General features: G+C 40.5%; 14 protein-coding genes. 3 read left to right on the top strand and 11 right to left on the bottom strand.

The annotated features are described in order from the left end of the window. Positions 1-11: 11 nt before the first annotated feature. Genes A6B45_RS05270 through A6B45_RS05250 form a run of 5 tightly spaced genes read right to left on the bottom strand, consistent with a single transcriptional unit; the run spans position 12 to position 4,336 of the window. Positions 12-1,262: a phage tail tip lysozyme gene (locus A6B45_RS05270; RefSeq protein WP_072613666.1), complete on the bottom strand. Its 1,251-nt coding sequence runs from the start codon at positions 1,260-1,262 to the stop codon at positions 12-14. Positions 1,263-1,265: 3 nt separating this feature from the next. Further along, complete coding sequence (locus A6B45_RS05265; RefSeq protein WP_004901748.1) at positions 1,266-1,460, bottom strand: hypothetical protein; 195 nt, start codon at positions 1,458-1,460, stop codon at positions 1,266-1,268. A gap of 1 nt (position 1,461) precedes the next feature. Further along, a complete protein-coding gene (locus A6B45_RS05260) occupies positions 1,462-3,417 on the bottom strand; it encodes a type IV secretion system protein VirB4 (protein ID WP_072613665.1) in 1,956 nt (651 codons plus the stop codon). 2 nt (positions 3,418-3,419) lie between these two features. Then, positions 3,420-4,073 (bottom strand): hypothetical protein, encoded by a 654-nt coding sequence (locus tag A6B45_RS05255; protein ID WP_072613664.1) that lies wholly within the window; start codon positions 4,071-4,073, stop codon positions 3,420-3,422. Further along, a complete protein-coding gene (locus tag A6B45_RS05250; protein WP_237048943.1) occupies positions 4,073-4,336 on the bottom strand; it encodes a hypothetical protein in 264 nt (87 codons plus the stop codon). Before A6B45_RS05250 ends, A6B45_RS05255 begins: the two co-directional genes overlap by 1 nt. A gap of 437 nt (positions 4,337-4,773) precedes the next feature. On the opposite strand from A6B45_RS05250, the gene A6B45_RS05245 reads away from it, so the two are divergent. Both A6B45_RS05245 and A6B45_RS05240 read left to right on the top strand, forming a co-directional pair. Then, positions 4,774-5,553 carry a ParA family protein gene (locus tag A6B45_RS05245; RefSeq protein WP_072613662.1) on the top strand — a complete coding sequence of 260 codons (780 nt, stop codon included), beginning with the start codon at positions 4,774-4,776 and terminating at the stop codon, positions 5,551-5,553. After that, positions 5,553-5,834 carry a hypothetical protein gene (locus tag A6B45_RS05240; protein ID WP_004915935.1) on the top strand — a complete coding sequence of 94 codons (282 nt, stop codon included), beginning with the start codon at positions 5,553-5,555 and terminating at the stop codon, positions 5,832-5,834. Before A6B45_RS05245 ends, A6B45_RS05240 begins: the two co-directional genes overlap by 1 nt. Before the next feature lie 50 nt (positions 5,835-5,884). On the opposite strand, the gene A6B45_RS05235 is transcribed toward A6B45_RS05240, so the two are convergent. Together A6B45_RS05235 and A6B45_RS05230 are read right to left on the bottom strand one after the other, a co-directional pair. After that, the gene (locus tag A6B45_RS05235) at positions 5,885-6,388 is read right to left on the bottom strand and encodes a hypothetical protein (RefSeq protein WP_072613661.1); all 504 of its coding nucleotides are present in this window, start codon (positions 6,386-6,388) and stop codon (positions 5,885-5,887) included. A 62-nt stretch (positions 6,389-6,450) separates the two neighbouring features. Further along, positions 6,451-8,121: a pLS20_p028 family conjugation system transmembrane protein gene (locus tag A6B45_RS05230; RefSeq protein WP_409359793.1), complete on the bottom strand. Its 1,671-nt coding sequence runs from the start codon at positions 8,119-8,121 to the stop codon at positions 6,451-6,453. A 106-nt stretch (positions 8,122-8,227) separates the two neighbouring features. On the opposite strand from A6B45_RS05230, the gene A6B45_RS05225 reads away from it, so the two are divergent. Continuing rightward, on the top strand, positions 8,228-9,148 hold the full coding sequence (locus A6B45_RS05225; RefSeq protein ID WP_012268558.1) for an IS30 family transposase: 921 nt from the start codon (positions 8,228-8,230) through the stop codon (positions 9,146-9,148). Here the strand turns inward: A6B45_RS05225 and A6B45_RS05220 are convergent. Genes A6B45_RS05220 through A6B45_RS05205 form a run of 4 tightly spaced genes read right to left on the bottom strand, consistent with a single transcriptional unit; the run spans position 9,107 to position 14,979 of the window. Then, a complete protein-coding gene (locus A6B45_RS05220) occupies positions 9,107-9,598 on the bottom strand; it encodes a hypothetical protein (protein ID WP_072613660.1) in 492 nt (163 codons plus the stop codon). The genes A6B45_RS05225 and A6B45_RS05220 overlap by 42 nt on opposite strands. Beyond that, the gene (locus A6B45_RS05215) at positions 9,595-12,615 is read right to left on the bottom strand and encodes a type IV secretory system conjugative DNA transfer family protein (protein ID WP_072613659.1); all 3,021 of its coding nucleotides are present in this window, start codon (positions 12,613-12,615) and stop codon (positions 9,595-9,597) included. Before A6B45_RS05215 ends, A6B45_RS05220 begins: the two co-directional genes overlap by 4 nt. Beyond that, positions 12,602-14,500 carry an AAA family ATPase gene (locus tag A6B45_RS05210; RefSeq protein ID WP_072613658.1) on the bottom strand — a complete coding sequence of 633 codons (1,899 nt, stop codon included), beginning with the start codon at positions 14,498-14,500 and terminating at the stop codon, positions 12,602-12,604. Before A6B45_RS05210 ends, A6B45_RS05215 begins: the two co-directional genes overlap by 14 nt. Further along, complete coding sequence (locus tag A6B45_RS05205; RefSeq protein WP_072613657.1) at positions 14,497-14,979, bottom strand: hypothetical protein; 483 nt, start codon at positions 14,977-14,979, stop codon at positions 14,497-14,499. The genes A6B45_RS05210 and A6B45_RS05205 overlap by 4 nt, the downstream gene beginning before the upstream one ends. Positions 14,980-14,987 lie beyond the last annotated feature (8 nt).

Below are 14,987 nucleotides of genomic sequence, written 5' to 3'. Positions count from 1 at the left end.
TTTGAATACTCCTATTTATCTGTTTTGTCTGTACTAGAATCAAATGGCCCACTAGGAATAACAACGTTAGTGCCTGCCTTTGCAGGTAGCTTGAGATAAAGCCCAGGTGATTTGAGTCCTTTACTTTGAGGCGCCCAATTATATTGATCTTTTGTTTGTACGGCGAAGTGAACGTGAATACCTGTTGCTTCACCAGTTTGTCCTTCATGACTAATGTGTTGACCAGCAGAAACCTTATCACCTGTATTGACAACAATGGCTGACTGAGTTGGTGCGTGACCATAATAGGTAAACACCCCGTCAGTGCCTTTAATCACTAGCCAATTACCCCCAACTGAATCAAAACTTTTGGCTACCACCGTGCCATCATGAACAGCGTACACATTACTTTCACCACCAGTCATAGTGTGGTTGACGGTTTGAAAATCGACACCATAATGTTCTGCGCCTGTTAGGCCTGCATAGTTTGGATAGCCACCTGTTATGTTGTATTTTCCTTTAACTGGTAAGCCATCTGTGTTGGTATCCAACCCTGTGTCACATGAGGCATCAGACATAGCACTTGAATTGGCATCGCTTGAGGTATCACTAGAACCCGAGTCGTTGTTGCCGCCATCAAAGACATCAATATCACCTGCATAATCTAGTTTGAAAACCTTTTTGACTTCTTCGGCAGTTTTTGCGGTATCGGCGACTTTTCGTTGTGGATCATTTTCTCCGACCCCTTCAAACTTTGTATCCCAAGCCACCATTGAACTGTTAATGTTGTTAGCGGCCGCTAAGCCAATTAGAGTTGCTTTATGACTACTATGCAATTCATTGATTGCCAGTTGAACTTGTGCTTGCACTGTATCAGCTGTGTCACCATAGCGATTTCCGTTAATACCTCCAGCACCCCACTGCCAAATGCCTTTTACCGAGCCAGCCGGATTGACGGCTTTCGAATTAAAGCCACTTTCTCTAAGACCAATCGCAATTGCAGCAGCGATATTGTCGCCCGACATTTTAATTTCTTTATGAAAACGGTCAATTGCATGTTGTATGGCTTTGTGCGTTGCTGAGTTGGGATCTTTCCAATCGCCACCGATTGAAGTGCCACCATCATCAATGGTTGTATCATCATTCCAACAAATGGCATTCTGTGTTGAAAAGACCATGACACACATTAAGGCAATAACTGATATTGACAGAATTGCTGTGGTAATGATGCCGATGATGACATACAAACGGCGCTTCTTATCTTGCATCCAACGTTCTAACATGGTCTAACCTCCGATTAAAAGGCTGAGGCCTTTGAGAATAAAAACAAAAACAAAACCACCAATGACATACCAAATAATTTTGTTATCCACTGGTTGAGGCTTTTGACCTTTGTCATAGTTTTCAACGATTTGTTGCGCCTCTTGCTTCATTTTTTCACGGTTATCACGCGCCTTCTTTAATGGATGTGGCAATTTCATCTTACAGTCCTCCACCAAACAAATTAATTTCTGAGTCATTAAGATCAACGTGCATAAACGTAGATTGCTTACCCACCAAGTTCATTAAGAAATCACCTTGATCTAATCCTTGTAGCGCTTGTAGTTGACCATCAGTGATATTAGTTTCACTCACCACACTACGTAAACGGGTTGTATCCGTTTTTGATAGACGTCCAATCGTTTGCTTTGGGAATCGGCCGAAGAAGGAAGATGCGGCACGACTAGCCTCAGTGTCTGATGCATTACCTGTTGGCACAACATTTTTGAGTCCTGGGAAGATAGCAAACATCCCGAAGAAATCTTTACCGTGTTGCGCCATCATGTTGTCACCGAAGGTAATGCCTAATGAATGTTTAGCATTGAAAATATCATCCGCTTCATCCTGTATCCACCAGAAATATTTTGGTGGATTACCATTGTTGTTGGCCTGAGTTGAGACTTCACCACGTTTAATGCGCTCACGTTGCTTAGTTCCATTAATCGTGATGTAGCTTTCCATCAAAGACAAAATGGTAAAGTATTGGGCGTTGTAGAGATCATCTTCTAATCTTGAAAGACCACTCGTATCAAAACGAATCAAACGCTCACCAGACAGATCAGGCATGGTCGTTACACCATTCACCATGTCGCCATGGTTTTGTATTAAGCTGCTAATTGTCGATAAGATGTTATCCAAACGTTCTACGGCAGGCTGTGTCATGTTGCGCGTCAGCATGCTATGGGTTTCTAGGAAGGTTTGAAAATCTTCGAGAATTGGATAGTCTTCATTTCGTAGCCCAATCACGCGTAGATCTTGTGGGTTATCTTTTGGTGATAATGACCACATACGACGTTCAACGTAGAAATCAGTGATCAGGTTACCCAACATTTCTAATTCTTTTTTATTTGCTTGCGGGTTAAGCGTAGCGTAATAAGTAATCACCTTTGTGCGGTGTTGGTTGAAGCTAGCAATGACATCAACATTACCATTGGCATCTAAGACTGTCCCAAACACTTGCATCAAATTGATAATGTTTTGACTGCCATCAAGTGTCAAAGTGACACCATAATAATAATTGACGAGATCACGCCATTCATTAGACTTATCAAATACCCAAACTGTATCACCACGAGAAACTAATGGACCCAAGTTCTTTTTGGCAAACGAGCTTTTACCTGAGCGCTCACCACCCACAACTAGGTTATAAGCGGTTAACTGCGTACGGTGGTCGTTGTAGCTGGGATCATACATAACCTCACCACGTTGCATCGTCAAACCCATGTATGAACCACGAGGATGTGCGATAAAGGTCTGGTTGAAAGCATAAGAACCAGCTAACGCATAGGCTTTCATTGGAAATCCTTTGTCCTTAATCGTTTGATTTTCAATAGACATGGCGGGCATAAAAAACTGTTGGAAGTGTGTCAATTGCTCAGAAGGATAGACTTTCATGCGGTAGTTAGAAAGCTGTTGTTGAATTTCTTTAACACGATGACGTAATTCTTCTGGAGAAACATCTGATACCAATAACCTAACGTAGACACGTTTGTAAATTTCACGACCATTGCGGGCTTCATTCAAATCTTGTAGCGTAATGTCAGCATCTTGTTCGGCTTCCAGCGCATCACCTTGTGAGGTCACCTCACTGCGGGCCTTACTACGCAACGTGTTAGTAGCTGTTTCAAGTGCTTTTTGCACTTCAAACTTGTTTTCAGTCCCAATCTTAATGTCTACAATGGTGTTCTTGTGATTAATGAGTTCCTTAAACCAGCCTTGTAATTGTTCATTTTTGGGATAGTCGTAGACGTTAATAATGGCACTACTTGCCATACCATCATCAAAGTAGGTGGTGTGAAATTCAATGCCACTAGGGTTTTGAACTTCTTCAATAAGTTCTAAATTATAGCCGCGTGCTTTTAGAGCGGAACGTTTTGCTGTATTTAAACTTGTGCGCATGCTTATTTTTCCTCCAGTTCTAAGGTTTCCCCAGGATTGTTAATTTGGTACATGACCATCTTTTTACGATTAATTGAGACTGGCTCAGGTGTAAATGCCATACCTGCGTGTGCCATAAAGTCACGGCGGTTTTTATCTAAGGCAGCTAAGGTCTTACCATAGAGCACAGCGGTATATTCTTGGTGCTTAATGTCACCGACCACATTTTTTTCAATATTAATTTCTTGCAAAATAGTTTGACGCATCACTAACAATTGTTGGTAGTGACGATCATCTAGGTCACCACTATTTAATTGACTCTCCACTCTCACTAACTCTTGTCCCCATGAAGCTTGCTGGATACGCGTGTCAGCAGGTAGTTGACTAACAAAAATATCAAAGTCTTCAACATAAACTGATAACAATTGATGAAAATCAGCGATAATGGCGTTAGAACTCTTATCACCTTCTGCATTCAGGAAATCCAAATCTTTTCCAGGAAGGTTCAGCATGTCAGCGTACGTGTCATCGGCCAATAAAATTGGATGCCCCTTTTTATTCAAAATATCTTTATAAGGTAAAGCAAAGTAGATTGGAATTGGTTTGCGGTTGTCTAATGCTTGTTTGACAACGGTTAAACCCCGTCCCTTTTGAGTTTGTTTAGCTTTTATTCCCATTAGTTTTCCTCTCGTTTCTTGTTTTCAGTAATCGCAGTTAGATTACCTGTGGCGTGCTTGCTGGACTTTAAGATGCCACGTAGGATTTCTTGATACATGAGACCCATTGGGTTACTTGGACTAGGTAAAATCAAATAGCCAGCTAGTAACGCATTACTCATAATTAGAATCAGACCATACTTGCCAATATTGTAGGGATAGAATGATTTAATCATCAGGTAAGTAATCCCAAAAACAATGACTAGGACAAAGATTCGTTCCATCGTGAAGAACATCCACCGAGACACTTTCTTCCAAATATTGCGGCCTGGGGTAAAGTGTTCATACATATAATTTCTCCTTTAACAAGTTATTTTTGCCTGGATTGAAGTTCAATCTGTGGTCAGTGTACAAGGTATTCAAAAAATGTCATAAAGGTAAATGGTTTTTCCTAAGGCAAAGAAAAAGCCCCCTGCACGAACAGGAGACAATGATTTGTTTGTTATATTTTTGTGTATCCAATCTATATACGATATTGATATATGTGCATATATTCATCTTATAACACAAACATACCTTTACTTATAATTAAAGTATAGTATATTGATATACATGTTATACGTATGATATAATATATATATGTAAACATGTTTCACATGCCTGGATTGGTGGTTTCATCGTTATTTCGTTTTGACAGATAAAATAACTAAGGAGCTTCATCATGAGTAAAACAATTACATTTTCAGCATCAAAAGGTGGCGTTGGTAAAACAACGATGACATTCAACTTCGCAAGTTTTCTGATTCGACAAGGCTACAAAGTCTTGTTAATTGATTCAGACTATCAAGGTAACTTGTCCTCTACCTATGAAAGCTATACCAATAAAAATACGCTATATGACGTCTTTACAGGCGGTTTAGCTCAAATTAGACAAATTACCCCACAATTAGGTTTGTTACCTGCTAGCCCTCATTTAGACGAATTAGAAGGTACATTACAATCAAAGAATAATAAAAACTTTCTGATGATGATGTGGCTTCAAGACCACCTTGAGGAAATCAAAGATTATGACTATATTCTAATTGACACCCATCCAGAGTTTGGGACGTTAACGAAGAATATGATTGCCGTTTCTGATTATGTTGTGGTGCCACTAGAGCCCTCAGAGTATGGTTTTATTCAATCAAAACAACAATTTGATTTAAGGATGAAAGAGTTCCGTGATGATGCCGTTGATATTCGTACACGAGAGCCCCTAATTGAAGCAAAGGTTTTGTATCTTGCCAATCGTGTGAAGCACAATACACGGTCAAGTCATGAGTTTGGCCAGATTATTGATCAAATTGAGAACCTTGTCGCCGTCTTAAATGAGCGTGAAGTCTTTAATAGTTCAACCATGCTTAAAACCCCAGTGTTTGATTTAGAACAAGCCAAGCGCAACCATAAAACCTTGCAGCAAATTAATGATGCTTATCAAAAGCTATTAGAAAGTGTGAAATAATGGATTACGATAAAAAAGACCCTCGTATGTTTGATGAAGCCAGCGCTCAAAAACAAATGGCAGATGCCTTTAGTCGAGACGAACCACAATCAGAGGTATCGTTAGGTGACGGGTTTAAGTTACCTTCTTCAAATCATAGTAGTCGTAAAATACAAACGACTTACACCATTCGCCCTGAGATAAAACAAGGCATTGAGAAATTAGCAACCAAACAAGGATTTCGCTCATCAAGCGCCTTTGTGGATTTAGTGCTTGAGCAAGTTTTAAATCAATCAAAATAATTTAGGACAAAACAAAAGGCAGTGATTCTTAAGTAATCACTGCCTTTTTGCTATTTCTTTATATCATCAGGATTGAATCCAGGGTTGGCCTTGTTAAATTCTTTAACTGTGTCGTAGTAATTCGTTGCTACCCCGTCAGTTTGAATTTGATTTGCAATTTTATCTAGTGGGTATGTCATATTAGTATCGCTGTTTTCCCAACTAGTTGAAGTTCCAAAACTCTCCTTCACGCCGTCTTGGTGTCTTTCAGATTCTGGTTTTGCTAGATATTCATTGGCCCAATTTTTAAAGTCTTGTTTAGACCAAGATGTAAAATAGTCAGAATAAACATGGCCTTTCATTTTAGCAGCTTTTTTAGCATAAGCTTTTTCATTGTTCTTGTCCTGAATTGAGGTTGAGGCGGATGAAGCCTTAGCACTTGACACGTAACTTGATGATTGTGCCTCAGGACTGTTTTGTTTTTGTTGGTTCAACATGGCTAACAAAATTCCGATAACGATAATTCCAATCACCACAATTGTAATCCAAATTTTATTTAGCTTAATTTTCTCCATCAGTATACTCCCTAAAATCAACTACTGTTAATGTTACCGTATCAGCCTACAAATTAAAAGTTTCACTTGTCCTCTTTACTTGATACGCTTTGTTGATTCTGCATTTTCGCTTTTTGTTTTGCAATAACACTCTCAGCCCAGGCGCGATCCTTTTCTTTTTGTTGCGCTGCTGTCAACGGTTGATTCACCGACTTTTTGCCAGGCAATGTACCGCTCAAACGTGGGGTGTTTGGACGTGACATGGTTGCTGGCGTTGCACCAACTCCCTTAGGTTGAACAACTGTTCCACCACTCACAATTGGCTTAGTTGAATTACCAGCGCTAGACTTGGGTGAATTAGTTCTAGTAGATAAACCACGATGTGCATCAGACATTGCGTGGCTCATGTTAGATTGAGACTTATTAGCTGTATCCTTTGGATGAGAATTAGGTGAATCTGTGACAGCCTTTGAAAGTGCTTCATGCACATTGCGTGGTTGAGAAGAAGATGGTGTATCACCGCTGTTTGATTTTGGTGTTATAGGTGAATGACGTTTGTTAAAGGCTTCAACGGTTTGTTGTCCACCTGCGAAGTTGTCGGCAACACCACCAGCATAATCTTTGACATTGCCAACGGCTTTATTCACGCCATCTTTAACTTTATCACCAGCCGCACGACCAGTGTTTTTCAATAAACTACCTGGATGTTTCATTGCTCCGACTGTACGTCCTGCTACCTCAGCCGCCTTTGCCGCCTTACCTGTGGCTTGTGCGGATGTATCGACACCAGTATCATTTAAGCTATGATCAGCCAGTGCTTTACTATTATCTAAGCCTTGATTGCCACCCGAGTTGGCAATCTTCTTACCTAGTTCACGATTCTTCTTTTTCTGTTCTGGTGAAATTGCGTTGAGACCCTTGCCAATATTTTTCTTGGCAACCCTTGTGGCGCCACCTACCATGTGAGCAGCTTGATTGGCTAACATCATCGAAGCAACAGGATTATGACCTGAGCGAACACCAGTCCATTGTTCAATCATTTCAAAGCCACCTGCGAGCCCTTTACCACCAGCTAACAGAGCGGCAATTGACAGGATGGTAAATGGCCACATATCTAGACCTAAACCATTAATGGTATTAAAGGCAAATTCTACCCAGGCAAAGAAGAAAATTAATGAAATTGGCATCATGACAATACCTGTTATTTGTCCCTCAATCATTCCCAGAACTTGTTGGACACGTTTGCCTTGTGTGCCATCTCTTAGGCCAAAGTACACAATTGAACCTGCCATAAAAGCCATTTTATAGACTGAGGACAGCAAACGCACAATCGCACCGGCTACGACGATAATAAAGACTATTTCACCACCAATAATGCCTAACCAATTAGTTTTCATAACTGGATAATCATCCGCAAATGTCTTACCCAGAACAAGTGAGTCACCGGTAATATCAACCATGGTGCCGTTGCCACCAATTTTCTTGGTGAATACTGATTTTTGAGCGTCGCTTAAACCGTCTGTATATCCAGCATCACTCATGACTGAATGGTAGTCAGAACCTTGAATTTTTGTTTTTGCATCCTTGAATACACGGTCGTCATCTTTATATTTGCTCAAGTCAAAATTATCTCTTGCTAAATAGTGTAAGTCTGTGGAATTTCCTTGCCATAATTGTGTGACAATGTTTTTTTCTTTAGTACCTGACGTATCATTGACTGTGGCTGTACCAATTCCGCTCATTAAACCGAGTATTAATGGTAAAGGCAGATTGTAAAATTAAACCGAACACCTTGCATAAAAAAACTGCAGAGACTTTAATGGTAATTGACTAAAATCAACCATAAAGGATCTGCAGCTTATGTCTTCTAGTTTATCAGCTCACGAACGTTCTGTCATTGAAACAATGATCAAACTTAATCATTCAACTCGAGAAATAGCCCGTTTCTTAAAGCGTTCTCCTGCAACTATTACCTACGAGTTAAATCGAATTAAACCATACAATGCACAACAGGCTCATCATTTAGCCCAGTGTAATCGGCACAAACACGGTCGCCATCCGACCCTAACACCTGAAATATCAGCTTTTTTGAACCATCACATTGGTATCTTGAAGTGGTCACCAGAAACGGCTGCTCATGTATTGGGTATTGCTTTCAAGACCATCTACAACTGGATTCATCATGGTTTGCTTAAAATTAAGTTATCAGATTTACCTGATAAAGGTATTCGACGTAAACGTCAATCTGACGGCCGTAGACGTGTTTTTGCTCATGGCCGTTCAATTGAAAAACGACCAAAAGCTGTCCAATTAAGACAAGAATTTGGTCATTTTGAAGTTGATACGATGCAATCTGGTAAAACACGTGGCGATGTTTTAGTGACCATCACAGAACGATTGAGTCGACAACATATCATGAGACATGTCAGTGGGCGCAATAGTCAGGCAGTGACACCAGCTATTATTAGGTTTTTCAAGGGTATAAAAAATGCTAAATCAATTACAGTTGATCACGGTCGAGAGTTTGCAAAATATGATGAAATAGAAGAACAGCTAGGCATACCGATGTATTTTGCACACCCATATTCACCAGAAGAACGTGGTAGTAATGAAGTGCTAAATCGATATGTCCGTCGTTTTATCCCAAAAGAACGCAAAATTGAAACCATCAGTCAGAAAGAATTAGATCAAATTAATCATTGGATTAATGCCAGGCCAATGAAAACGCTCAACTGGCAATCACCACGAAAAGTCTTTCAGAAACATGCGGTGTTCGGATGATTCTTGCAATCTGCCTAAAGCAGAAATGACACCAACAGTAATGGTGATTCCCTTAGGCCATTCCCTGCCCTTGCGACCAGAAGTTGCGGTATATTGTATCCACTGCACCATCATCATGATGCCAAATATGACAAAACCCAGGTACAAGAAGTCTTTGAGAATATTACCTAAATTCCAATTTTGATAAACATCGCTATTTGGCTCAAAGAAGATATTCATAAAGTCTAACAGCTTGAAAGATGACTGATAAGCCGTAAAGACTGCATTCGCAATGTAATAGAAAATTAACGCAATGCTGTGCATGAATAACATGATCAGCGTTAAGAAAATATGTGGCAATGGTGATAGGTATTGCGACCATTGATTGTAAAAATCGGCTGTTGGGCCATTATTAGGTAACGTTGGTAAACTACCCGCTAATGTATTGAGGCCCGAGACTAGATTTGTCATTCGACTTCTCCTTGAGTTGTTGTAGCGTTAAGCTGCTTATATATTTCCCACATGTAGGCGGGTTCGTTGTTTAGTAATCTTAGAACTTTACCGTTATTGTTGTTGCCAGAAAGTGTCAGATATTTGCCACGATTTAAGTAAGCAACGGCGCTGTTTTGTTCTTCTGTTTTATTTGAGCGCGGTATCCTCATTTTGATGGATTTCTCTACGATTTGACGTAGCTCAACATTATCTAATTGTTCTTCGGTCATAAATGGCTCATCAGGGTTAAAGTCATGTTTCCACTGCAAGTAACGTTTCTCATCAGAGAGTTCTTGTTGTGTTTGCACTTCATCTGTTTCGATACCTTGATGCGCTTTGGCCAAAATGTTGTTGATTTCATCATTTGCTAACGTATTGAATTGACGATGATCAATTTGATTGCCACCTGCGCCTTCTTCTTCAATTTCTAGTTGAACTTGTTGATCTAGCTCATCAAAGTAAGGCACAAAGTCATGATAGAGGTCATCATATTTCAAATCGTTATGCTGCGCTTTGATGTTCAAGTCTGCCGTATAGTAATCAAGTGAATACTGCTTGCCCAATAATTCATAGGCAAACGGCATTCTATAAGCACCCGTAGAGAAAATTGGCAAAGGTCTAACTGATCTTCCCTTCTTATCCGCACGTTTAATCGTACGGATGGTAATCATCTCACGCGGACTCAATTCACTAATTTCTTTGGCATCTAACAGCCGAACCTTGCTAACTTGTGCATGACGGTTACCACGATCTTGACGATCTAAGCCAATCTGTGAATTGACTGATTCGGTTTGGACTTCAACCTCACCTAATTGCTTGGATAAGGCTTCATTTGTTTGCTCATCATTAGTTAAAATGTTGAACCAGTTACCCGTGTTACCATTGATGTCATTGGTTTCCATTTCAGAATAATGCAATCGTGGTTGTGTTAAGGTTTGAATATACAAATCCACCAAATGCCCGTAGGTTAAACCATGCGTTAGAATGTTCGTGAAGCCCGGGATACGTGGGAACATAGAAAACTCATTGAGCTTATAAAGTATCCAACTGTCCATTTTCCTGCGGGTAATCGTTGATGCAATGTCCGTATTGACTGAGAAAACTTGTGAGATAAACAAGCTGGACAAAGCGGAGAAATCATCGTTAGATTGTGGCGTGATGATGAAGACTGCCATTGGATTTTCTGAGTAACGCAAGGTGACACCTGGTGTCTCAGTAGTACCTTGTGGTTTAATCTGATCGACCAGGCATTGGATGACAGGCTGCTTAGAAAACAAGTCACGCTTAATCTTGCCATTGAGTAATTTTCGTTGTACAATCTTACCAGTCAACGTAAACCTTTGTTTACGCATCGCAATTGAATTGCCGTCATTATCGAGTGACAACTCAATTTGCCATGAGACGGGTAAATGGTTATGAATCGGATAAGTTAGCGTGCCTGATTGGGACACGGTTAGCTTGTCCTTTTCTATTGCATGCTTTTTACCTGATTCATAAACATGAATGCTAACATGAACCCCTTTATAGCGGTCAGAGAACTTAATCTTTAGCATTCTTGGAAACCCTAAATCGGTCAAATTGATAGTGTTGAAGGTTGTCAAACGTGTGATTGACTCTGAGGCAAACAAATTCAAACGATTCATAACTGAGAAAGAAATTGATGATTTTGTATCCCCTGTGGCAGATAGGTACTCAGCGGCGTTTAGAATAATCATATTTCGCGCTGGTGTTCGCGGTAGTTTACCAATATTAGTAATGTACTTAGTTAAGCCATCACCTTCCTTATCCGTGAACTTATTCATATCATTGATGAATTGCAAGACGTTTGAGATGGTTACCATTGATTTGTCCTGGTGACGTACAGCAATATCGAGCACCGTGAGCATGACTGCTTGAATGGTACTTTCAGCGGCACTATCCCAAATATCCTTGTGGCTACTTTCTTCACCACTGGAACCACCAATGACTTGTACAACCTTACGTAGTTCCGTATTGGCACTGTCCCAATCACCATCAAAGGCATAATCAATCGCTATTTCAAGTGGATTCCAGGACTCAGACTCACTTGGCTCCATGATATTGAGTAATTTCACGTCATAACCTGCTGTGCGTAAGGACTTGTAGCTCATTTTGGCATCTTCGTTTTTGGCATCAGTATCAATAATGTTCCATTTGATTTCGGCACGACGAATGATGTCAATTAGGGTATACCCACGCATTTGGTCTTTTGAGGAACGCGTCATCCCAGTTGTCTTGGAATGGGTGTTACTGGTGTCTACCCAGTAAAAGCCATCAAAACCGCCTTGAACATTCAGTTGCTTTTCAAATAGCTTTGGCAAACGTTCCAGTAAAACGGGACGTATTTTTTTGTACACCCCGCTAAATTCTAGTGAATTCATACCTAGTGGCCGCTTAACCCATTGCCACGCCCACAGGAACGGATGAATCATAAAGAATTCGAGGGTGTATCCTTGTGTGTGCAGCACTGGTTGGCCTGGGCGACCCTTAAAATTCTTATTGCGATCAGGAATCAATTTATAAACTTTATCCACCTCACGGACTTCCGCAAAACGGTTAGTATTACGCGTTTGGTCTCTAAACAATTGATACCAGTCATAAATACGTTGGAAGACATATTTTTTGATTAGTAGTAACAGGCACAGAATCAACACAATACCTGTCACTAAAGTGAGCCTAAAGAGAATGGTGAAAATATTGAGTGGATTGAGCACCGTGGCGGTCATGTTCATGACATCGTTGAATTCTGGCCATTGAGCGACACCACTTTGCATATAGAACTTGAAGGCTTGAATATATGGGCCAACAACTCTAACCAACAAGTCAACCATAATAGTGACGTAAAGCGATATGAATATCACTCCAATAGTTGCTATAATGCCATACAGCCATAAGAACCAGGGACGACCACGCCAACGAATGTAACTCTCGCGCATAAATTGTCTTTCGGCACGATAATCTTTTTTAAATAGCTTCATTGTCTGCTGCCTCCTTAGCTGTGGAAACCACAACTTGCCATTCACCATAAGGACTTGTCAAAGATGGTGGATTACCAATGGCTCTAAAGATGAAAGTATCAAAGTCCTGTCCTAGTCCTTGTCGCTTTTGGATAATTGCGGCAGACACTGGATCACTCACATACGTAGCAATCGTGTCATCAATTGGTCTGACACCTCGCGATGGTTTATAACCAACGTCTGCGATGTAGTTGGCAATTGGTGAGCTGACTTCCTGTGTACCATTTAGATACTCAAAGCCCAGGTCAAAAGATGGAATATAACGCGCTACTTCTTGTGTGTCAAAAACAATATTGAAGCCGCTCTCTTGTGCTTGTTGATTGAGTCGTGACAATTTTAGTTCAACAATTCGCACCATATCCGCCATCTTTAAGACATCAAAGACAATAATGGCACCAATTCTAGCGATAAACTCAGGACGGTAACCATCACTTTGCAAGGCAATTTCGAGTTGTTCTTCAAAGTTTGCTTGACGCTTTTTGTCTTCTTTAACAGCATCTGATTTAGCATCACGATTCATCACTGCTGTGGCCCCTGAGTTAGTTGTCATTACAATGACTAAGTCTTTAAAGTTAATGACCCGCCCATATTCATCACTCAAACGACCATCATCTAAGACCTGCAAAAGCAAATCCATGACTTCTGGATCTGCCTTTTCAATTTCATCCAACAATAATACGGCATAAGGCGTGTGCCTGACTCTAGTCGTGAGTTGATCTTTAAATCTTTCTAGGCTAGTCCCTGCAAACTTAAACTCTGACATATCAAAGCGAATAAAGTTTGGAGCGTTGCCAAATAGATTTAGCGCTAGTTGCTTGGCTGTCTCAGTCTTACCAACACCTGTTGGCCCCATAAAGAGAAATGACTCAGGCTTTGAGGTGTCAGCTAGTCCTGCCTCACGATTAGTCAGTTTCATCGCAACTTTTTCTAAGGCTGTGTCTTGACCAATCACCTGGCTTTTTAGTCTTGGTAACAAGTTCAATAATCGTTCATCAATCGTCTGATTAATGACATATTCAGGCACATGATAGTCATCATGGATAATCGTAGCTACGTCTTGATTTGACAGCGTTCGATGATTATCCAGTCGTGCGACACTTAACGCGCCATCTAGCAACATAATTGCCTTTTCAGGAAAGTAACGGTCAGTGATATAGCGTTGTGATAGTGCCATAATTCTGTCTTGTACTATTTCTGGCACTTCAATGCCGTTATTTAGTTGTAGGGCGACTTTAGCTAAAACACGTTTCGTTTGTTCAAAGCTCAGTTCTGGCACTTCAATCAAATCAAATCGCCGCATCAGTGCGCCATCACGCGCCACATATTCGTGAAATTCTTTCGTAGTCGTTGCTCCAATAATTTGGAGGTCATCACGACTCAGAGCTGGTTTGATAATATTACCCGCATCCAATGAACTGCCTGATGTTTCAGCACCAGTACCAACAATTTGATGAATTTCATCAATAAAAGCAATTACAGTGTCTTTATTGACAATTAATTCATCAATGATGGCTTGGAATTTATGCGCAAATGACTCACCATCACTGCTTTTCATCAAGTTGGCCAAACTAATTTGAACTAAGTGTTTGCCTTTGAGGGAAGAAACTGAGGTGCTTAACAATTGGCGTGCCAAATCCTCTACAATGGCTGTTTTACCAACGCCAGGTAGCCCAACTAATAAAGGCGCATTTTGAATCTGTTTCATCAAGGAGACCATGATACGACGCGTAATACTTTCACGTTCGTAGGCATGATATTTTTCTGGATCAGACATCACTTTGACACTAATGTCTGTTGTATAGCGATCAAGGTATGGTGTGGAATTGTTGTGTTTTAATTCAATCATTCATTTCCTCCCTGGTCGGTGACGGGATCACCATAATTCGTCTTGCTTTCAGGGACTTGAATTGCAGCATCATGCTCTCTGGCTAATTCTTCTAATTCGCTTGTACTCGCATCAATGTGATCGACTGCTTTTTGTCGGTCAGCGATTAAACTTGTGTAGACATCAGTGCTTTTGACATCATCTAATTGATGATTCAATTGGCCAAGTTCTGGCACCTCATCAGCGGCAATAAAACCACCTTCGGGATCATAAATTGAGACCACTTGTAATTTCTTGCCAACTTGTTGTAATACGGCCACCATTTCAATACCTAAAATTGGATCGCCTGCTGGAAATAATTCGTGGTAGCGCCTGGTTTCAATTGTCAAAGCAATGGCACCTGGTTGACCCTTTTCTTGGAAGGATAAAATATTAACTTCAGCAGACTTTGTAATGCCTGTGATAAAACCTGTAACTTCTTGAATGTTTTCTTGTGACATGTGTTTGC

It is taken from the genome of Leuconostoc suionicum (genome assembly GCF_001891125.1).
In the GTDB taxonomy this organism is placed as follows: Bacteria; Bacillota; Bacilli; order Lactobacillales; family Lactobacillaceae; genus Leuconostoc; species Leuconostoc suionicum.
The sequence above is the reverse complement of the archived record's forward strand: the minus strand, read 5'-3'. Positions and strand labels throughout refer to the sequence as shown.